Source organism: Nocardia sp. NPDC060249, from assembly GCF_042728755.1.
In the GTDB taxonomy this organism is placed as follows: Bacteria; Actinomycetota; Actinomycetes; order Mycobacteriales; family Mycobacteriaceae; genus Nocardia.
This window is the reverse complement of record NZ_JBHXAQ010000003.1, coordinates 435,792-454,209: the sequence shown is the minus strand read 5'-3', so window position 1 is coordinate 454,209 and position 18,418 is coordinate 435,792. Positions and strand designations below refer to the sequence as shown.

Genomic DNA, 18,418 nt, shown 5'->3' with positions numbered 1-18,418 from the left:
GGTCTCGACGCGATGTCAATCGAGACGCAATCCATGCATCGCGAGCCAGGCCTGCGGATCCACATGTTGGCCGTTCTGCACGATTTCGAAATGCAGGTGCGGGCCGGTGGAATCGCCGCGATTGCCGATGCGCGCGATCTGCATTCCGGCGGGGACGCGCTCGCCCTGGGAGACGAAGAAGTCGTACATGTGGCCGTAGATGCTGATGGTGCCGTCGTCGTGGCGGATGCGCACCCACAGGCCGAAACCCTGCGCCGGACCCGCCTCCACCACGGTGCCGTCGGCGACGGCGTAGATGGGGCTGCCGATGGGGCCCGCGATGTCGATGCCGCGGTGCATGGTGCCCCAGCGCGAGCCGAAGCCGGAGGTGAACGCGCCCTTGGCGGGCAGGCTGAACCCGCCGACGGACGGGGTCGAGCCGGGCACCGGCACCATCGCGCCGGGGACCACCGGGGCGCGCTGGCCCATCCAGTCCTGCCATGCGCCCGATGCCGCGGCCGCCGCTTCCGCTTTCGCGCGTTCGAGCGTGGCACGGGCCGCCGCGGCGACCACTTGTGCCTCGCGGCGCTTCTCACCCGCGTCGATGGCAGCGAGCAGGCGGGTCGCCGACTGTGGGTTGGGGAGCAGTTGCGGGGGATAGGCGATGGCGACGTGGATCGCTTCGCCGGGTGCGGGTGGGGGACCGTCGACGACGGCGCCGAACTGTCCGTCGGCTGCCACGAACACCGCCACCGCGGCCATCCCGGCGATGAGTACGCGCCGCTCGACCAGCACCTCACGCACCCGATCGCGACTCGGCCGGCGCGCCCACAGGTCTTGCGCCTGCGCCTTCGGCCGCCGCCAGAAGACCTTGCGCACCTCACCGCTGCGCAGCTCACCGGCGATCTCCCCGACCATCGGGTACCGCGCGGCCCACTCCGTCATACGATCGCGCGCCGCTACCTTCGACGGCAACTGCTCCCGCCAGTTCGCCTGCAAGATACGGCCGTTGACGCTGACAGCCCGACGGCTCGCACGCGCACCGGTTCTCGATCGCGTCGACTCGGCTGAGCCGCTACCCGCTGTCGACGCGTTCGCCGTCTCAGTGTCTCCCGCGGACCCGCCCGTCGCTGTCGATTCCGCGTCCCCGCCGGACGCGCGAATGTCGGCGGCGGGCTGCCCGGATTCGGTGTCCACGCTGTCCTCGGGCGTGCTCGCCCGCACGTTCCGCGCCGTTCCTGTCCGCTTCATCCCGCCCCCGCGCCCCGGCCCCGACGTGACCGCGGGGGTCGCGTCGGTGGCTGCGTATTCGCTGTCGGAGCCATTGTGCCGACCATATCCGTGAACGTCGGCAATCGGGTGCTCTACCGTCTCTCGGGTGTCCAGAGAATCGCGCCGGTCGGCCATTGCCCCTTTCTACGTCATGGATGTGTGGAAAGCGGCCGCTGAACGCGCCAGGTCGCACGGCGATGTGCTGGTGCTCGCGGCGGGGCAGCCGTCCACGCAGGCGCCCGCGCCGGTGCTGCGGGCGACCAGGGCCGCGATCGATCACGAATTGCTGGGCTACACCGAGACTTTCGGCATTCTGCCGCTGCGCGAGGCCATCGCGGGGCATCACAGCGAGACCTACGGCTACGACGTGCACCCGGACGAGGTGGTGGTGACGACCGGGTCGTCGGGTGCTTTCACGCTGATCTTCCTGGCCGCCTTCGACGCGGGCGACACCGTGGTGGTGGCGCGCCCCGGCTATCCCGCTTACCGCAACACGCTGTCCGCGCTCGGCTGCGAGGTCGTCGAACTGGACTGCGGCCCGCAGACCAGATTCCAGCCGACCGTGGCGATGCTCGAGGCCCTGCCCGAACCGCCCGCGGGTCTGGTGGTGGCCAGTCCGGCCAATCCGACCGGCACCATGATCGACCCCGCCGAACTCGCCGCGCTGGCCCGCTGGTGCGAACAGCACGGCACGCTGCTGATCTCCGACGAGATCTATCACGGCATCACCTACGCGGGGGCGAGCACGCCGACCTCCTCGGCGTGGGAGTTCTCCCGCGAATCGGTGGTGATCGGTTCGGTGTCGAAGTACTTCTCGATGACCGGCTGGCGGCTGGGCTGGATGCTGGCCCCGGCCGACCTGCGCCCGGCGCTGCAACGGCTGGCGTCGAATATGACGGTGTGCCCGCCCGCCATCTCCCAGTACGCGGCCGTGCACGCTTTCGGGCCGGAAGCCAAGGATGAGCTGGACGGGCATGTGCGCCGGTACGCGCGCAACCGGGCGCTGCTCCTGGAGGGTCTGCCCGCGATCGGAATCACCGATCTCGCGCCCGCCGACGGCGCCTTCTACGCCTACGCCGATATTGGTCATCTGACCGATAATTCCCGCGCCTGGTGCGCCGAGGTACTCACCGAAACCGGCGTCGCGCTGGCGCCCGGACTGGATTTCGACACCACAAATGGAAACCACACGGTCCGTTTTTCCTTCGCGGGTGCCACCGACGACATCGCCGCAGCACTGGAGCGTCTGGGACGGTACCTGAAGGGCTGATCTGGACACTTGTCAACAGTGATGTGCGACAACAACTTTGCGTAGTACGAACACATCTGTGCCGGGATACGGTAAAACTCAGTTATCCCGAATTCCCAGTGTTTCCCCGATGACGATTGCGCACGGTTGAACTGATGATGACTGGCACTCCTGCACGGTGACCACCGCAACGACCCCGAAAGGCGAACGACGTCGGCAGGCTCTGGTGGCGGCGGCGGCTGAGCTGTTGCTCGAAGGCGGCTTCGACGCCGTGCGACATCGTTCGGTGGCCTCCCGAGCCGATCTTCCACTCGCGTCGACCACCTACTACTTCGAATCGCTGGAGGATCTGATCGCCCGCGCCGTCGAGTTCAGCGGCGCGATCGAACTCGACGCGATGCGCCGCCGCGTCGGTGAGGTCAGTCATCGCAGGCGCGGCACCGAGGCGACGGTCGAGCTCGTGCTCGACGTGCTCGTCGGCCCCGACGACGGCGACCTCGACGCCCGCGGCCAGCTCATCGCCCGCTACGAGCGTTCCGTGGCGTCGGCCCGTCACCCCGAGTTACGTGAGGTCCAGCTCCGACTACGCACCCAGCTCGAAGAACTGCTCGCCGACGTGCTGCGCCGCTCCGACCGAGTGGTGCGCCCCGAGCAGTTACGCAGGATGGTGGCCGTCGTCGACGGCGCGGTGGTCGCCGCGCTGATCGAAGGCCACCCCGAACCTCGCAGGCCCGCCAGGGCCGGTCTGCTCGAAATGATCGATATCGTCGCCCCGCCCGTGGTCCCCAACATGATGCCCCAGCAGGCCGAACGGGTGCGGCAATTAGACTGAGTGCTCGTGAGCCTCGTCCCGAATGTCCTCGCCACCCGATACGCCAGCCCGGAGCTCGTCGCGCTCTGGTCGCCCGAGCACAAGATCGTGCTCGAGCGCCGGCTGTGGCTGGAGGTGCTGCGTGCGCAGGCCGAACTCGGAATCGATGTCCCCGTAGGGGTTGTCGACGACTATGAACGCGTCATCGACCACGTCGACCTGGCCTCGATCGCCGAGCGTGAGCGGGTCACCCGCCACGACGTGAAGGCGCGGATCGAGGAATTCAACGCGCTCGCCGGGCACGAACACGTGCACAAGGGCATGACCAGCCGTGACCTCACCGAGAACGTCGAGCAGCTGCAGATCCGGCTGTCGCTCGAGCACGTCTACCGCCACGGCATCGCCATCGCCGCGCGACTGGCCGAGCGGGCCGCCGAATACCAGACCCTGGTGATGGCCGGGCGCTCGCACAATGTCGCCGCGCAGGCCACCACGCTGGGTAAGCGCTTCGCCTCCGCCGCCGACGAGATGCTGGTGGGCCTGGCGCGCGTGCGCGACCTGATCGACCGCTACCCGCTGCGCGGGATCAAGGGCCCGATGGGCACCGCCCAGGACATGCTCGACCTGCTCGACGGTGACGCGAACAAGCTCGCCGCCCTCGAGCAGCAGGTGGCCACCCACCTCGGCTTCGCGAATGTGTTCACCAGCGTGGGGCAGGTGTATCCGCGCTCGCTCGATCACGATGTGCTGTCGGCGCTGGTGCAGCTGGGCGCGGGGCCGTCGTCGTTCGCGCACACGATTCGGCTGATGGCCGGTCATGAGCTGGTCACCGAGGGGTTCCAGCCGGGCCAGGTCGGCTCGTCGGCGATGCCGCACAAGATGAACACGCGCTCGTGTGAGCGGGTGAACGGCCTGCAGGTGATCCTGCGCGGCTACGGCTCGATGGCCGCCGAGCTGGCGGGTGCCCAGTGGAACGAGGGCGACGTGTTCTGTTCGGTGGTGCGCCGCGTCGCGCTGCCCGACGCGTTCTTCGCCATCGACGGGCAGATGGAGACCTTCCTGACCGTGCTCGCCGAGTTCGGCGCCTACCCGGCGGTGGTCTCGCGTGAGCTCGACCGCTACCTGCCGTTCCTGGCGACCACCCGGATCCTGATGGCGGCGGTGCGCGCGGGCGTCGGCCGCGAGACCGCGCACGAGGTCATCAAGGAGCACGCGGTGGCGGTGGCGCTGGCCATGCGCGAGCAGGGCCGCGAACCCGACCTGCTGGATCGTCTCGCCGCCGATGCGCGGATGCCGCTGGACCGCGCCGGACTCGACGCGGCGCTGGCCGACAAGGCGGCGTTCATCGGCGCGGCATCGGACCAGGTCGCCGAGGTCGTCGCGCAGGTGCAGAAGCTGGTGGAGGCGAATCCGGAAGCCGCGCGCTACACGCCGTCGCCGATTCTGTAGTCCCGTGCGAATCAGCCCGCCACTGCCGCCTTTTCGGCGCCGGTGGCGGGCTTTCGTGCGTCGAGGCCGCTACCGTGTCCGGGTGAATCCGTACACGATCTTCGCCGACATCATCGCCGGAGCCGCCCCGTCCTCGAAGGTCTACGAGGACGACGACATGCTCGCCTTCATGGACATCCGTCCTGTGACGCCGGGGCATGTGCTCGTGGTGCCCAAAGTGCCCGCACCGAGTCTGGCCGATCTCGATCCCGCGTTGGGCGGCAAGCTCTTTCAGGTCGGGCAGCGGATCGCCGCCGCGCTGCGCAGCAGTGAAGTGGCGGCCGACGGGGTGAATTTCTTTCTCGCCGACGGGGTTACGGCGGGGCAGGAGGTCTTCCATGTGCACCTGCACGTGATCCCGCGAACGCCCGGTGACGGCTTCGGTCTGCGTGCGCGGCCGACGTCGCCCGCGCGGGCGGATCTCGACTACCTGGCCGGTTCGATTCGGGGCGCCCTCACCCGCTGATCCGAATTCCGGGCGGAGCGGTCGTGGGAAACCGTGAAGTTTGCTGAAGAAACGCCCGAAACGCCGAATGCTTCCGATTCGTTCATCCGTGGGTTACCTTGGACTGTCACTGGCATGCGGTTACGGAGGGTAGATCGTGCGTCGTACAGGTGTTGCTGCTGCAGTGCTGACAGTTGCTCTCGGTGTGCTCGGACCGGCGGTGGTTCACCCCACGACGGCGTCCGCGGCGCAGATCATCGGAGTCACCGAACTGAGTCCGCACCGGACGGCGATCACCGTCACCTCGCCCGCGATGGGCCGCAACGTTGATCTCCAGGTCCTGCACCCCGCGGGCGGTGGCTCGCGCGGCACGTACTACCTGCTCGACGGCCTCGACCCCGGCATCGGCCAGAGCACCTGGACCAACGCCACCGACGCCGAGGCCTTCTTCCGCGGCAAGAACGTCAACGTGGTGCTGCCGATCGGCGGCCAGGCCAGCTACTACACCGACTGGATCGCCGATGATCCGCGTTTCGGCCGGTACAAGTGGGAAACGTTCCTCACCCAGGAACTGCCGGGCCTGATCGACGGTCAGTTCAACGGCAACGGGCTGAACGGCATCGGCGGGCTGTCGATGGGCGGCAACGCGGCCTACATCCTGGCCGCTCGCCACCCCGGCCTCTACCGTGCCGTAGCCGGCTACAGCGCCTGTCCGGACATCGCGATGGCGGCGGGCGCGATGATGTTCTCCATCGTCAACCGTGGCGGCAATCCCGGCAACATGTGGGGCGCGCCCGGCAGCCCCGAGTGGGCAGCGCACGATCCGGCCCTGATGCTCGATGGGCTGCGCGGCAAGGCGCTGTACATGTCGACCGGCACCGGCATCCCCGGCCCGCACGAGGCCGAACTCAAGCCGACGCTGGCCGAGAACATCTTCCTCGGCGGACCCATCGAGCTCGGCGTCAACACCTGCATGGTGGCCTTCGACCAGCGCCTGCGCGCCGCGGGCATCGGTGCCAGGATCGACTACCACCCGGTGGGCACACATTCCTGGTCCTACTGGCAGGACGCCCTGCACGCGTCGTGGCCGGTCCTCGCCCCCGCGCTCGGGGCTTGAGAATCTCCCCACGCGTTCGGGTCACCTCGCGGAGCGTCGACGCAGGACGACGCTCGCGATCACGCCGATCAGCGACAGCCCGGCGACGATCAGGACGTAACCCGCGGGCAGACCGAGGATTTCGACGTATTCCTTGCTCACCACCCGGTCCCGTACCGGCACATCCTCGGGCGCGGGGCCGAGGAGGAAATCGCTGGTGATCGTCGCCGGATCGGGGATGTAGATCGAGAGTTCGGTGAGGTAGTTGCCGCTCGCGGCAAGCTCTTTCAGGACCGGGTCGCCGGGTTCGCCGACCGGAGAGGCGAATTCGGTGGTGATGGTGTGGGGTTCGACATCGGGGTCGATGCGTGCCACCCGGTGGTCACTGAAGACGTAGAGGTGGACCGATTGTGGTGTGGTCGCCGCGGACGACATGCGCATCGGGTACACGAGGCGGTCGGAGTCGAAGGTGAGACGGACCGGGTCCAGGGCCCCGGAGAGGGGCTTCGCGCTGGTGAGGCGCATGGCGACGAAGGACCAGCCCTCGCGGAGATAGGGATCGAGCGTGGCGCTCACCTCGGGTCGGAGCTGATAACCGTTGGTGTCGAGCCACTCTCGGACACCGGTGAGATCGCCGCCGCGCAAAGTGGTCGCCTGCAGCGGGCCCAACTGCACCTGACTCAGCACGTCGGGACCTGAACCCGGAGCGGCGCCGGACGCGTCGCCGCCGAGCGAACCGCTGCCGAACCAGTCGTACTCGGTGACCCGCTCGGGTGCGGTCATGCGCGACAGCTCCCTGAACGAGTCCGCACTGCCTGCCGAGACGGTCGCCGGGGTGGGCGTCGGCACGATCAGGGCCGCGTCGGCGCCGGTGAACTGCATTCCCAACCGCATCAGCACGGTCTCACGCCGCCCGTCCCAGCCCAGGATCGCGGACTCGTTGTTCACCCGCGCCGAACTGTCCGCGCTCACCACGCCGCCGCACGCGCACGCGTTCGCCGGCAGCACCGCCCCCGATCCAGCGGCCAGAGCAACCCCGGCGGTCACGACCAACGAACGCACTGCGTACCGCATCCCCATGCGGGTCAGGCTACGCACACCGGGCCTTCGGCAGATGCGCAGAAATACTCAGTCATGGGGTGCGCGGCCGGCGTGAGCCCGGTGCCGCCGGTCGTTGACGGCCGAGTTGGCGGGCCCGGTTGGAGTGGGGCGGCTACGGTGGACGGATGGCTGGCGAGAATGAGACCGTGTCGGCGCCGATCGCGAAGCGGGCGCCCTTCGAGCGGGTCCACCACGGTGACACGTTCGTCGACGACTACGAGTGGCTGCGGGACAAGGAAGACCCCGAGGTCATCGCGTACCTGGAGGCGGAGAACGCTTACACCGCGGCGCAGACCGACCAGCTGCAGCCCCTGCGGGACAAGATCTTCGACGAGATCAAGGCCAGGACGCAGGAAACCGATCTCTCGGTGCCGACGCGACTGGGCGACTACTGGTACTACTCGCGTAGTTTCGAGGGCAAACAGTACGGCGTGCACTGCCGCTGTCCCGTCGACGCGAAAGCCGAGGGCATCGACGCCTGGACGCCGCCCCAGCTGGAGGTCGGCTCGGCGATCGAGGGCGAGCAGGTGCTGCTCGACAGCAATATCCTCGCCGAGGGGCTGGACTTCTTCGCGCTCGGCGCGTTCTCGCTGAGCCACGACGGCAACCTGCTCGCCTACTCCGTGGACAGCTCCGGCGACGAGCGCTACACGCTGCGCATCAAGGATCTGCGCACCGGTGAGCTGCTGGCCGACGAGGTGGCCGGCGCGGCGCCGGGGGCGACCTGGTCGCTGGACGGCACGCACATCTTCTATCAGACGGTCGACGAGTCGTGGCGGCCCGACACCGTGTGGCGCCACCGCGTCGGCACCGGGTCCGACGCCGATGTGACGGTGTTCCACGAGCCCGACGAGCGCTACTGGGTGAGCGTCGGCGCGACCCGCTCCGAGAAGTACCTGATGGTCTGGCTCGGTTCCAAGATCACCACCGAGGGCTGGGTCCTGGAATCGGACAACCCCGAGGGCGAGTTCCGGGTGCTGCTGCCGCGTCGCGAAGGCGTGGAGTACTCGGCCGAGCACGCGGTGATCGCGGGCGAGGACAAATTCCTGATCCTGCACAACGACGTGGTCGACGGAGTGAAGGCGGAGAACTTCGTCCTCGCCGTCGCGCCCGCCACCGATCCGTCGGACATGACGACCCTGATCGGGCATCGCGAGGACGTGCGGCTCGAGGACATCGACGCCTTCGCCACCCATCTGGTGCTCGGTTACCGGCGGGACGCGCTGCCGCGCCTGTCGGTGTGGCCGCTCACGCCGGAGGGCTTCGGCGAGCTGACCGAGCTCGACTTCGGCCTCGAATTGTTCTCCGCCGGTGCTGGTTCGAGCCCGGAGTGGGAGCAGCCGACGTTGCGCGTCGGGGTCACCTCGTTCATCACGCCGATGCAGGTGTTCGACTACGTGCCCGCCACCGGCGAGCTGCTGCTGCGTAAGGAGCAGCCGGTGCTCGGCGGCTACGACGCCGATGACTACGAGCAGCACCGGGATTGGGCTGTCGCCACCGACGGCACCCGCATTCCGATCTCGATCATCAAGCGCAGCGGGCTGCCCGACGGGCCGAAACCCACACTGCTGTACGGATACGGCTCCTACGAGGCCAGCATCGATCCGTCGTTCTCGGTGTCGCGGCTCTCGCTGCTCGATCGCGGCATGGTGTTCGCGGTGGCGCATGTGCGCGGCGGCGGCGAGATGGGCAGACTCTGGTACGAGCACGGCAAGACGCTGCTGAAGAAGAACACCTTCACCGACTTCGTCGCGTGCGCGAGCCATCTCATCGATACCGGCGCCACCGCGTCCGACCGCTTGATCGCCGACGGCGGCAGCGCGGGCGGGCTGCTGATGGGCGCGGTCGCCAACCTGGCGCCGGAACTGTTCACCGGCATTCTCGCTAATGTGCCCTTCGTCGACCCCCTCACCTCCATCCTCGACCCGTCGCTGCCGCTGACGGTGATCGAATGGGACGAGTGGGGAAATCCCCTGGCCGACAAGGACGTCTACGAGTACATGAAGTCGTACTCGCCCTACGAGAACGTCGAGGCCAAGGACTACCCGGCCATCCTGGCGATCACCAGCCTCAACGACACCCGCGTTCTCTACGTGGAACCGGCCAAGTGGGTCGCCAAGCTGCGCGCCACCAAGACCGGTGACAACGAGGTGCTGCTCAAGACGGAGATGACCGCAGGCCACGGTGGTGTGAGCGGGCGCTACGAGAAGTGGAAGGAAGTCGGCTTCGAGTACGCCTGGGTCCTCGACCGAGTGGGTCTCGCGGACGCGTGATCCGCGTGGGCTCCGGCTTCGGCCGGGGCCCACTTTTCTGTCAGGACCGGGGTTCGGTGAGGAGAAGCTTGCCGAGCAACGCGGTGAGCTGGGTGCGTTCGGTGGGGGTCAGCGCGGCGAAGGCGCTGTCGAGGAAGGCGGGGGTGGCGGCCTCGGCGCTGCGCAGGCGATCGGTGCCCGCGGGGGTGAGAGTCACGGCGTAGGAGCGGCGGTCGAGCGGGTTGCGTTCGCGCCGAACGTATCCGGATGATTCGAGGTCGTCGCAGACCGTCACCATCACGCTGCGGTCGATGCGCAGTTCCTCGGCCAGTGCCTGCTGGGAGCAGGCGCCGACCTCGGCGAGCATCTTCAGTACCAGGTGCTGGCCGACGCCGAGACCCTGCGCGCTCGCGTGTGCTTCCGCCGCGCGCGCGAGGGCTGTCGATGCCCGGCACAGGGCGATGTCGGGTCGTTCGGCGGCGAGCTGGGGGAAGTAGGTCGGCTTGGGCGGCATGTGACTCCTCGGGTCCGTGCCTTCATTAAATCATCTGTGCACAGATTGTTTGACGGAAGATGGTTAGCGCTCTAGCGTCATAATCGTCTGAGCGCAGATTGTCCGGTGCCAGACGATTCCTGCGTGGCACGAGGAGCGCCCATGACTCTCGATCTGACCCCGGACCAGCTGCTGTCGACCACCCGCGCGGTGCGCAAACGGCTCGACTTCGATCGGCCGGTGCCCCGGTCGCTCATCGAGGAGTGCGTCGACCTGGCCACCCAGGCGCCGACCGGGCGCAACCGGCAGCGCTGGCACTTTCTGGTCGTCACCGACAAGGCGCGCCGTGGCGAGCTGGCCGACATCTTCCGGCGGTCGCTGCCGCTGAGCCAGGGGACGCCGCTCACCGCGCGGGACGCGGAACGGATGAACGTGTCCCCGCGCTCCACCGAGCGGGTCTTCGACGGCTTGCGCTATCTGACGGCCAACATCCACCGGGTGCCCGCCTTCGTGATCCCGGCTGTGGAAGGCCGCACCGACCGCGCCTCGGTGGAAGTCCAGGCGGGTACCTGGGGCTCGATCCTGCCGTCGGTGTGGAGTTTCATGCTCGCCGCGCGAGCCCGCGGCCTCGGCACCGTGTGGACCACCGCGCAGGCGCCCCTGGAACGGGAACTCGCCGCGGTACTGGGCGTTCCGTACGACAAGGTCATGCTCGCGGCCTTTCTGCCGCTGGCGTTCACGATCGGCACCGACTTCAAACCCGCGGTGCGGGTGCCGCGCGAACAGGTACTGCACTGGCAGGGATGGTGAGAAGTGCGGCGGAATTCGTCGTGGCGTCATCGGGGTAGCACGCCTGCGTCACCTCGAGCTGTCACCGTGGGTCCATGAACGCTGAGTTGATCGTTTCGGTGTCGGGGATCCGGGATACGACTCGCGATGCCGCGATCGAGTTCGCCGCGGAGATGGACGCGCGGGGCGTGCGGCTGTCGTTGCTGGTCGCGCCGCGATTGAAAGGAAAGTACCGGCTGGTCGACGACCCGGCGACGCAGTCGTGGCTGCGCGGTCGGCGCCTCGAGGGCGACGCGATCGTGCTGCACGGCTACGACCAGGCCGCCACCAAGGCGCGGCGCGCGGAGTTCGCCGATCTGCCCCGCCACGAGGCGACGCTGCGACTCAAGGCCGCTGATCGGGTGATGGAGCGGGTGCAACTGCGCACCCGGCTGTTCGCCGCGCCGCGCTGGGACGCCTCGAGCGGCGCGCTCGCGGCGCTGCCCGACGTGGGCTTCCGAATGGCGTTCGGGCTCACCAGCATGCTCGACCTGGAACGCGATGTCGCCCAGCGTGCTCGGGTGTACGGGATCGGCGAGGGATTTCGTGCCGAGCCGTGGTGGTGCCGGGCGCTGGTGATGGGCGCCGCGCGCACCGCTCGACGCGGCGGCGTGCTGCGGTTGGCCGTGTCGGCGGCGCAGTTGCAGCGGTCGGGGCCGCGTCAGGCCATGCTCGACGCTGTCGACCTCGCGCTCTATCACGGCGCCCACAGCGACGTGTACCGCTGGGAGTCCTTCCCGGCTGTTCGAGCCGCCTGACCCCGCCACCGCCGCGCGCGTACCGGCGATGAGCGCGCGGCGGTGGCCTCGATACCTCCCTACGCGATTTATCATTCATCCGTTGATCGAGTGGTTTCCGCTAGTTGTGTGAACACAGCAGGAGGCAGCGCTGATGACGGGCACGTCGACGAAAGTCGCGACGACGACGAAATATATGTCCTGGGTGACATTGGCGCTGATGACCACGAGTTCGGTGGCGAGTCTGCGATCAGCGCCCACCATGGCCGTGTACGGATTGGCCTGTGTATTCCTCTATGTCATTCCCGCGATTCTATTTCTGATGCCGACCTCGCTGGTCGCCGCGGAACTCGCGTCGGGATGGCAGGGCGGTGTCTATCAATGGATCAGTCAGGGGTTGAGTAAGCCGCTCGGATTTCTTGCCGTCTGGTGCCAGTTCGCCATGACGATCTTTTACTATCCGAGCCTGCTCGCTTATGTGGCAAGCACTTTCGCGTACATCATTCATCCGTCGCTGGCCTCCAACGGCCTGTATGTGGCGATCGTGATCATCACCGTCTACTGGGCGGGTGTGTACGTGTCCTCGCAGGGCACCAAGACCGTGGCGGGGCTGTCGAGCATGGGCCTGATCATCGGCACGCTGATCCCGGGCACCTTGCTGGTCGTGCTCGGCCTGGTCTTCCTGGCGCAGGGCAATCCGTCCGCGGCGCCGATGGATTCGTCGCATCTGCTGCCCGCCTGGGCCGGATTGGCGAGCCTGGTGCTGATCGTGAACAACTTCCTGTCCTACGCGGGCATGGAGATGAACGCGGTGCACGTGTCGTCGCTGAGGAACCCGGCCAAGGAATTCCCGAAGGCGATGTTCCTGTCCATGGCCCTGGTGCTGGTGATCTTCATCCTGCCCGCGCTGGCGATCAGCTGGGTCGTCCCCGCGGCGAGCCTCAGCCTCACCGCGGGTGTGATGCAGGCCTTCGACGCCTTCTTCGCGCACTTCGGAATCGGCTTCCTCACCCCGATCGTCGGCATCGCGTTGGTGGCCGCGGCCGTCGGCGGCATGCTGACCTGGCTGGCCGGACCGTCGAAGGGGCTGTTGCTGATCGGGCGCAGCGAGGGGTATCTGCCGCCGTTCCTGACCCGGCTCAACAAACACGGCGTGCAACAGAACATGCTCGTGGCGCAGGGTGTGTTCACCACGTTCATCGCGTTGCTCTACGCCTTCATCCCCGATGTCTCCAGCGCGTACTGGATTCTGTCGGTGATCACCACGCAGGTGTATCTGATCATGTACGTGCTGATGTTCGCCGCGGCCGCCAAGCTGCGTCGCGACGATCCGGACCACCCGCGCGGCTACCGGGCGCCCGCGCTGATGGCGCTGTGCGCGCTCGGCGCGGCCTCCTCGATCGCCGCGTTCACGATCGGCTTCGTGCCGCCCTCGCAGTTCGGCGCGGGCAGCCCGTGGGTGTACGTGCTCATCGTGGGTGGCGGCCTCGGCATCGTCGGCCTGCTCATTCCGTATCTGTTCTACCGAAACCGCAGGGACAGCTGGAAATTCGCCGTACCGGAAGGGCAGCAGGCATGACGACCGGAGACGCCCCCGACCACAAGCGACGCTGGATCTACATCACCTCCGGTGGGCTGCTCGTGGTGTTCGCCCTGATCGGGCTGTTCACCTTCACCGCGATCCGCGAGAACACCCAGGCGAGCGCGAAAGCCGAACAGCTGCACAGCAATCTGGTCGCCGCGGGTCTGCCCGCACCCGAGGCGAACGTGATCGCCGACGCGCTCGGCGACGACGGCGGGTCGGTCTGCCAGGACCCGAGTTCGCCCATGATCAAGGCGAAGTATCAGGCCTCGATCACCAACGGCGCGGCCGGGCCGGGCCAGCGTCCGGTGATCGGCCCGCGCGCCACCGCCGAGGCGGTGGCGCTCACGATCGCCACCTACTGCCCGGATCGCCTGCAGGACTATCTTTCTCATCTCGACACCCTGAAACTCGACGATACGACGAAGTGAGGCGCGAAGAGATGACCGACGATGTGACGGCGCTGCGCGGCAAGGTTTCCGGGCTGATGGGCCAGGCGAAAAAGGATCTGGCCCAGCTCGTTTCGTTCGAATCGGTCGCCGATCCGCGCCAGTTCCCACCGGAAGGGTGTGAGCAGGCCGCGCAGTGGGTGGCCGACGCGTTCGCCGCGGCGGGGTTGACCGAGGTCGGCCTGCACGAGACGCCCGACGGCAGCAAGGCCGTCATCGCGTCGAAGCCGGGGCCGCCCGGAACGCCGACGGTGCTGCTGTACTGCCACTACGACGTACAGCCCCCGCTCGACGATGCCGCGTGGAAGACACCGGTCTGGACGCTGACCGACAAGAACGGACGCTGGTACGGGCGTGGTGCGGCCGACTGCAAGGGCAATATCGTCACGCATCTGACCGCCCTGCGCGCGATCGGACCCGACTTCCCGATCGGCATCACAGTGGTGGCCGAGGGGTCGGAGGAGCAGGGCACCGGCGGTCTGGAGAAGTTCGTCGTCGCCAATCCCGCTCTGCTGCAATCGGATGCGATCCTGGTCGCCGACTGCGGCAATTTCGCGGTCGGGGTGCCGACGTTCACCCAGACCCTGCGCGGAATGGTGAATGTGGTGCTGACAGTGACAACGCTGGAAGGGCCGATGCATTCGGGAATGTTCGGTGGCCCCGCGCCGGACGCGCTCGCCGCGATGATCCAGCTGCTGTCGTCGTTGCGCGATGCCGAGGGCAACACCACGATCGACGGGCTCACCGGCGATCAGACGTGGACCGGCGCGCAGTATCCGCCGGCGGACTTCCGATCGGACGCGGGTGTGCTCGACGGTGTCGGCCTGCTCGGCAGCGGAACCGTGTCCGACATGCTGTGGGCGCGGCCCGCGCTGACCGTGCTGGGGATGGACGTGCCCGCGGTGGTCGGCTCGTCGGCGGCCATCCAGCCGAGCACCAGGGCCAGGCTCAACCTGCGCATTCCGCCGGGCACCGAGCCCGAGCAGGCTTACGACCTGCTGGCGAAGCACCTGCGCGCGCACGTGCCGTGGAACGCCGAACTCGACATCGAGGTCGAGGCGCTCGGCGAGCCGTTCGTCGCGTCCACGCAGGGCCCCGCCCGCTCGGCCATGGAAAAGGCGATGGCGACCTCCTACGGTCGTGACGTCACCACCGAGGGGCAGGGTGGGTCGATCCCGCTGTGCAACGTCTTCGCCGATACCTACCCGAAGGCCGAGATCATGCTGATCGGCGTCGAAGAGCCGAAATGCCTGATCCACGCGCCCAACGAGAGCGTCGACCCCAGCGAGATCGAGCACATGGCACTGGCCGAGGCGTTGTTCCTGACCAGCTACCGCTGACTCAGAACTGGCCCTGGTCCTCGGGTTCGATGACCCGGAACTCGGTGCCGGCCGGGGCCATCTCGGTCAGTCTGCCGAAGTAGATGCCCTGGGCCGACGGGGTGATGATGCCGTGGTGGATGGGCACCGCGGTGCGGGGGTTCACGGCGCGTAGGTAGTCGACGGCCTCCGCGATGCGCATCCACGGGGCGACGGCCGGGATGGCGAGTACGCCGACCGGGACCGGCGGCACCCAGAGCGAGTCGCCGGGGTGGACCAGCTGGGCGGGGTCGGCCTCGGTGCCGAGCTGGAAGACAGTGTTGTCGATCACCGGGATCTCCGGGTGGATCACCGCGTGCCTGCCACCGCCGCCGGTGATCTGTAACTCACCGATATCGAGCACCTGACCGGCCGACACCGGCTCCCAGCCCTCGCTGCGCTGCTGCGCGGTCTGCGGATCCGAGAGCAGCCGGGCCGTGGGATTGTTCTCGATGAGAGCGCCGATCCGATTCGGATCGATGTGGTCGGGGTGCTGATGGGTCACCGCGATCGCGTCCAAGCCGGTGATGCCCTCGAAACCGTGCGCGAAGGTTCCGGGGTCGAACAGCACTTTCACGCCGTGCAGTTCCACGAGGATGCAGGAATGACCGAAGTGGGCGATGCGCATACCCGATGCTAAGCCGCCGTGACCCCGGAACGCGGGCACGACGGCCCGGTCAACTAAGATTTCCGAGGTAACCCCCACATCACTTGAGGAGCAACGCGTGGCACGAGTCGTGGTCGAGGTCATGCCGAAGGCCGAGATTCTGGACCCCCAGGGACAGGCCGTGGTCGGCGCGCTCCCGCGTCTGGGATTCGCCGGAATCTCGGATGTGCGGCAGGGCAAGCGATTCGAGCTCGAGGTGGACGACAGCGTGTCGGACGCTCAGCTCGAGCAGATCGCCGAGGCGCTGCTGGCGAACACGGTGATCGAGGACTGGAAGGTCGTTCGGGTCTCGTGAGCGCACGTATTGGTGTTATTACCTTCCCGGGCACGCTCGATGACGTCGACGCTGCGCGCGCGGTGCGGTTGGCCGGCGCTGAGGCGGTGAGCCTGTGGCATGCCGATGCCGATATCAAGGGTGTCGACGCGGTGATCGTGCCCGGTGGGTTCTCCTACGGCGACTACCTGCGCTGTGGGGCGATCGCACGGTTCGCGCCAGTGATGGGCGAGGTCGTTCGCGCGGCCGGGCAGGGTCTGCCGGTGCTCGGCATCTGCAACGGATTCCAGGTGCTGTGTGAGGCCGGGCTGCTGCCGGGCGCGCTGACCCGCAACGAAGGGCTGCACTTCATCTGCCGCGACCAGTGGCTGAAGGTCGAAGGCACCGATACCGCGTGGAGCTCGCGGTACGAGCCGGGTGCGCAGATTCTCGTTCCGCTGAAGTCGGGCGAGGGGCGTTTCCAGGCTTCGGAGAAGGTGCTCGACGAACTCGAAGGCGAAGGCCGCGTGGTGTTCCGCTACGCCGGTGACAACCCGAACGGTTCGCAGCGCGGGATCGCCGGGATCTCCTCGGCCAACGGGCGCGTCGTCGGTCTGATGCCGCACCCCGAGCACGCGACCGAGGCATTGACGGGTCCCAGCGACGACGGCCTCGGCATGTTCTTCTCGGTGATCGATAGTTTCGTCAAGGCCTGACAACCCCGCATCGGCACTAGAGCGTGTCGATGATGTCGAAGTCGACCCCGTTCGCCATTGCCAGGTGGGCGGGGCCTACTGCTTGATTGCCCAGGAAACCTCGGCGGGTGGCGGGGCCGTCCAGCACCAGGCCGGTTTCCGCCGCCGCGATGATGGTCTGCACGTCGAGGGTGCCGGTGGTGTCGGCCAGGGTGTTCAGCAGGTGGATCGCTTCGTAGGTGGAATTGCTGAAAGTGGTCAGCGCGGGGGCGAATCGGCCCTGATGCCGGTGGTAGCGGGCGCGCCGGGAGCGGCCCTCGGCGCTGTGGTTGTCGAGGAAGAAACTCGAGGCCACATAGAGGTTGGCGTTCGCCGACGGGCCCGCGCTGAGCAGGACGTTCTCGTCGACCGCCGGGCTGAGCCGGGGCATCATGGCGGGCAGGCCGGTGGCAGAGAACTGGCGATTGAAGCGGGCGGTGTCGGCGCCGACCATGAGGATCAGGACCGCGTCGGCGAGCAGCAGCGTCGGGTTGCCAAGGAAATCGCCGAAATCGGTGGTGCCGAGAGGCACGTAGTGCTCGACGATGATGTCGTAGGGATTCGGCAGGGACCGGCGCAGGGCACGGGCGGTTCGGCGGGGCCAGATGTAGTCGTTGCCGATGACCGCCCAGCGACGCACGCCCAGCTCGCGGGCCATCCACGCGGCCGCGGGAACTGTCTGGTGGTCGGGATGTTCGCCGACCAGCAGGACGCCGGGGCGTTCGTCGGGCAGGCCCTCGTGATCGGTGGCATAGAGGTAGGGAACGCGGGCGTCCACGGCCTCGGCGACGGCTCGACGTACCGCCGAGGTGTGCCAACCGGTGATCGCGCCGACCATTCCGGTGGCCAGGAAGGCCGCTACCTCGGTGGCGACCTCGTGTGGTTCGCGGCCGCCGTCGAGGGTGGTGAGACGGATTTCACGGCCGAGAATTCCTGTGCCGCTATTGATTTCGTCTACTGCCAGGGAAATCGCCGCGGTACACGATGGCGCGATGATGCCGCCGGGGCCTTGTGTGGGCACAATCGAGAGAATCTCGATCGTTTCATCCCGGCTCTGATCCGACGAGGGCATTCTGTACTCTATCGCCAAGTGCGAACAGGGTTGTTCGAATGAATTTCTCGGCAGGTGGGAATGCGATCGGTGTCCATCATAAGTGGGTATTCCACGCTGCACGGCGCCCTGCGCTCCGCGGAGCGCAACTGGGTAGGCCGGCTCGAATCGGCGCTGTCGGCTGACAATCTCACGGCCGATCACTGGGCGATCCTGTCGCAGTTGTCCACCGACGACGGGATGACGATGTCGGAACTGGCCGCCCAGGCGCGGCTGGCCCCGTCCTCGGCCACCCGGCACGCGGACAATCTCGCCGAACGCGGCTTGATCTTCCGGGTCGCCGCCACCGACGATCGTCGCCGGATCCTGATCGGCTTGAGCAGTCTCGGGGCCAAACTGGCCGCCAGGATCCGCGCGCAGGAAAAGCTCGCGGAGGAAGAACTGCGCTGCCGCCTGGGGAATCGCCGCTACGGCGAATTACTCACCGCGCTCGCGGTGATCGGCGAACACGACGACTGATCCGAGCGCGGTATTCCGGGACGGGGTGCCGGGGCGCGGCATCGTGCCTAGGAT

General features: G+C 67.8%; 20 protein-coding genes. 15 read left to right on the top strand and 5 right to left on the bottom strand.

Annotated features, from left to right (window positions below):
- Nucleotides 1-15 precede the first annotated feature (15 nt).
- Entirely contained in the window at nucleotides 16-924 is a 909-nt protein-coding gene (locus tag ACFWFP_RS15860; RefSeq protein WP_379295614.1) for a M23 family metallopeptidase, read from the bottom strand.
- Between the two features lie 64 nt (nucleotides 925-988).
- Here ACFWFP_RS15860 and ACFWFP_RS15855 point away from each other — a divergent pair, with 64 nt between their 5' ends.
- From ACFWFP_RS15855 to ACFWFP_RS15830, 6 genes are all read left to right on the top strand, one after another.
- A complete protein-coding gene (locus ACFWFP_RS15855; protein ID WP_379295612.1) occupies nucleotides 989-1,324 on the top strand; it encodes a hypothetical protein in 336 nt (111 codons plus the stop codon).
- Nucleotides 1,325-1,357: 33 nt separating this feature from the next.
- On the top strand, nucleotides 1,358-2,521 hold the full coding sequence (locus tag ACFWFP_RS15850) for a pyridoxal phosphate-dependent aminotransferase (protein ID WP_379295610.1): 1,164 nt from the start codon (nucleotides 1,358-1,360) through the stop codon (nucleotides 2,519-2,521).
- A gap of 157 nt (nucleotides 2,522-2,678) precedes the next feature.
- On the top strand, nucleotides 2,679-3,332 hold the full coding sequence (locus ACFWFP_RS15845; protein ID WP_101464611.1) for a TetR/AcrR family transcriptional regulator: 654 nt from the start codon (nucleotides 2,679-2,681) through the stop codon (nucleotides 3,330-3,332).
- A gap of 6 nt (nucleotides 3,333-3,338) precedes the next feature.
- On the top strand, nucleotides 3,339-4,760 hold the full coding sequence (gene purB / locus ACFWFP_RS15840) for an adenylosuccinate lyase (RefSeq protein WP_379295608.1): 1,422 nt from the start codon (nucleotides 3,339-3,341) through the stop codon (nucleotides 4,758-4,760).
- An 82-nt stretch (nucleotides 4,761-4,842) separates the two neighbouring features.
- Nucleotides 4,843-5,265 (top strand): HIT family protein, encoded by a 423-nt coding sequence (locus ACFWFP_RS15835; RefSeq protein WP_379295606.1) that lies wholly within the window; start codon nucleotides 4,843-4,845, stop codon nucleotides 5,263-5,265.
- 163 nt (nucleotides 5,266-5,428) lie between these two features.
- Complete coding sequence (locus ACFWFP_RS15830; protein ID WP_379295604.1) at nucleotides 5,429-6,361, top strand: alpha/beta hydrolase; 933 nt, start codon at nucleotides 5,429-5,431, stop codon at nucleotides 6,359-6,361.
- A 21-nt stretch (nucleotides 6,362-6,382) separates the two neighbouring features.
- Here the strand turns inward: ACFWFP_RS15830 and ACFWFP_RS15825 are convergent, their stop codons facing one another.
- Nucleotides 6,383-7,420: a DUF2330 domain-containing protein gene (locus ACFWFP_RS15825; RefSeq protein ID WP_379295602.1), complete on the bottom strand. Its 1,038-nt coding sequence runs from the start codon at nucleotides 7,418-7,420 to the stop codon at nucleotides 6,383-6,385.
- 146 nt (nucleotides 7,421-7,566) lie between these two features.
- On the opposite strand from ACFWFP_RS15825, the gene ACFWFP_RS15820 reads away from it, so the two are divergent.
- Nucleotides 7,567-9,714, top strand: a complete 2,148-nt coding sequence (locus ACFWFP_RS15820) for a S9 family peptidase (protein WP_379295600.1) — start codon at nucleotides 7,567-7,569, stop codon at nucleotides 9,712-9,714.
- A 40-nt stretch (nucleotides 9,715-9,754) separates the two neighbouring features.
- Here the strand turns inward: ACFWFP_RS15820 and ACFWFP_RS15815 are convergent, their stop codons facing one another.
- Nucleotides 9,755-10,207 (bottom strand): MarR family winged helix-turn-helix transcriptional regulator, encoded by a 453-nt coding sequence (locus ACFWFP_RS15815; RefSeq protein WP_379295598.1) that lies wholly within the window; start codon nucleotides 10,205-10,207, stop codon nucleotides 9,755-9,757.
- A 141-nt stretch (nucleotides 10,208-10,348) separates the two neighbouring features.
- Between ACFWFP_RS15815 and ACFWFP_RS15810 the strand changes: the two genes are divergently transcribed.
- From ACFWFP_RS15810 to ACFWFP_RS15790, 5 genes are all read left to right on the top strand, one after another.
- On the top strand, nucleotides 10,349-10,996 hold the full coding sequence (locus tag ACFWFP_RS15810) for a nitroreductase family protein (RefSeq protein ID WP_378990602.1): 648 nt from the start codon (nucleotides 10,349-10,351) through the stop codon (nucleotides 10,994-10,996).
- 74 nt (nucleotides 10,997-11,070) lie between these two features.
- Nucleotides 11,071-11,772 carry a DUF2334 domain-containing protein gene (locus ACFWFP_RS15805; RefSeq protein ID WP_379295596.1) on the top strand — a complete coding sequence of 234 codons (702 nt, stop codon included), beginning with the start codon at nucleotides 11,071-11,073 and terminating at the stop codon, nucleotides 11,770-11,772.
- A gap of 133 nt (nucleotides 11,773-11,905) precedes the next feature.
- Complete coding sequence (locus ACFWFP_RS15800) at nucleotides 11,906-13,330, top strand: APC family permease (RefSeq protein ID WP_379295594.1); 1,425 nt, start codon at nucleotides 11,906-11,908, stop codon at nucleotides 13,328-13,330.
- Nucleotides 13,327-13,764 (top strand): hypothetical protein, encoded by a 438-nt coding sequence (locus ACFWFP_RS15795; protein ID WP_379295592.1) that lies wholly within the window; start codon nucleotides 13,327-13,329, stop codon nucleotides 13,762-13,764. The genes ACFWFP_RS15800 and ACFWFP_RS15795 overlap by 4 nt, the downstream gene beginning before the upstream one ends.
- A gap of 11 nt (nucleotides 13,765-13,775) precedes the next feature.
- A complete protein-coding gene (locus tag ACFWFP_RS15790; protein WP_379295590.1) occupies nucleotides 13,776-15,122 on the top strand; it encodes a dipeptidase in 1,347 nt (448 codons plus the stop codon).
- A 1-nt stretch (nucleotide 15,123) separates the two neighbouring features.
- Here ACFWFP_RS15790 and ACFWFP_RS15785 read toward each other — a convergent pair whose 3' ends face one another.
- Nucleotides 15,124-15,768 (bottom strand): MBL fold metallo-hydrolase, encoded by a 645-nt coding sequence (locus tag ACFWFP_RS15785; protein ID WP_379295588.1) that lies wholly within the window; start codon nucleotides 15,766-15,768, stop codon nucleotides 15,124-15,126.
- 97 nt (nucleotides 15,769-15,865) lie between these two features.
- Here ACFWFP_RS15785 and purS point away from each other — a divergent pair, with 97 nt between their 5' ends.
- Both purS and purQ read left to right on the top strand, forming a co-directional pair.
- Nucleotides 15,866-16,102 (top strand): phosphoribosylformylglycinamidine synthase subunit PurS, encoded by a 237-nt coding sequence (purS, locus tag ACFWFP_RS15780; RefSeq protein ID WP_056818769.1) that lies wholly within the window; start codon nucleotides 15,866-15,868, stop codon nucleotides 16,100-16,102.
- A complete protein-coding gene (purQ, locus tag ACFWFP_RS15775) occupies nucleotides 16,099-16,776 on the top strand; it encodes a phosphoribosylformylglycinamidine synthase subunit PurQ (RefSeq protein WP_379295586.1) in 678 nt (225 codons plus the stop codon). Before purS ends, purQ begins: the two co-directional genes overlap by 4 nt.
- A 16-nt stretch (nucleotides 16,777-16,792) precedes the next feature.
- Here the strand turns inward: purQ and ACFWFP_RS15770 are convergent, their stop codons facing one another.
- Nucleotides 16,793-17,866: a substrate-binding domain-containing protein gene (locus ACFWFP_RS15770; RefSeq protein WP_379295584.1), complete on the bottom strand. Its 1,074-nt coding sequence runs from the start codon at nucleotides 17,864-17,866 to the stop codon at nucleotides 16,793-16,795.
- A gap of 60 nt (nucleotides 17,867-17,926) precedes the next feature.
- On the opposite strand from ACFWFP_RS15770, the gene ACFWFP_RS15765 reads away from it, so the two are divergent.
- A complete protein-coding gene (locus ACFWFP_RS15765; RefSeq protein WP_379295582.1) occupies nucleotides 17,927-18,364 on the top strand; it encodes a MarR family winged helix-turn-helix transcriptional regulator in 438 nt (145 codons plus the stop codon).
- Nucleotides 18,365-18,418 lie beyond the last annotated feature (54 nt).

Coding starts and splice junctions, on each gene's coding strand:
- ACFWFP_RS15790 (WP_379295590.1), top strand. CDS start 13,776: ATGACCGACGATGTGACGGCGCTGCGCGGCAAGGTTTCCGGGCTGATG.
- ACFWFP_RS15800 (WP_379295594.1), top strand. CDS start 11,906: ATGACGGGCACGTCGACGAAAGTCGCGACGACGACGAAATATATGTCC.
- ACFWFP_RS15765 (WP_379295582.1), top strand. CDS start 17,927: ATGCGATCGGTGTCCATCATAAGTGGGTATTCCACGCTGCACGGCGCC.
- ACFWFP_RS15860 (WP_379295614.1), bottom strand. CDS start 924: ATGACGGAGTGGGCCGCGCGGTACCCGATGGTCGGGGAGATCGCCGGT.
- ACFWFP_RS15795 (WP_379295592.1), top strand. CDS start 13,327: ATGACGACCGGAGACGCCCCCGACCACAAGCGACGCTGGATCTACATC.
- ACFWFP_RS15815 (WP_379295598.1), bottom strand. CDS start 10,207: ATGCCGCCCAAGCCGACCTACTTCCCCCAGCTCGCCGCCGAACGACCC.
- ACFWFP_RS15785 (WP_379295588.1), bottom strand. CDS start 15,768: ATGCGCATCGCCCACTTCGGTCATTCCTGCATCCTCGTGGAACTGCAC.
- ACFWFP_RS15825 (WP_379295602.1), bottom strand. CDS start 7,420: ATGGGGATGCGGTACGCAGTGCGTTCGTTGGTCGTGACCGCCGGGGTT.
- ACFWFP_RS15770 (WP_379295584.1), bottom strand. CDS start 17,866: ATGCCCTCGTCGGATCAGAGCCGGGATGAAACGATCGAGATTCTCTCG.
- ACFWFP_RS15820 (WP_379295600.1), top strand. CDS start 7,567: ATGGCTGGCGAGAATGAGACCGTGTCGGCGCCGATCGCGAAGCGGGCG.
- ACFWFP_RS15810 (WP_378990602.1), top strand. CDS start 10,349: ATGACTCTCGATCTGACCCCGGACCAGCTGCTGTCGACCACCCGCGCG.
- ACFWFP_RS15805 (WP_379295596.1), top strand. CDS start 11,071: ATGAACGCTGAGTTGATCGTTTCGGTGTCGGGGATCCGGGATACGACT.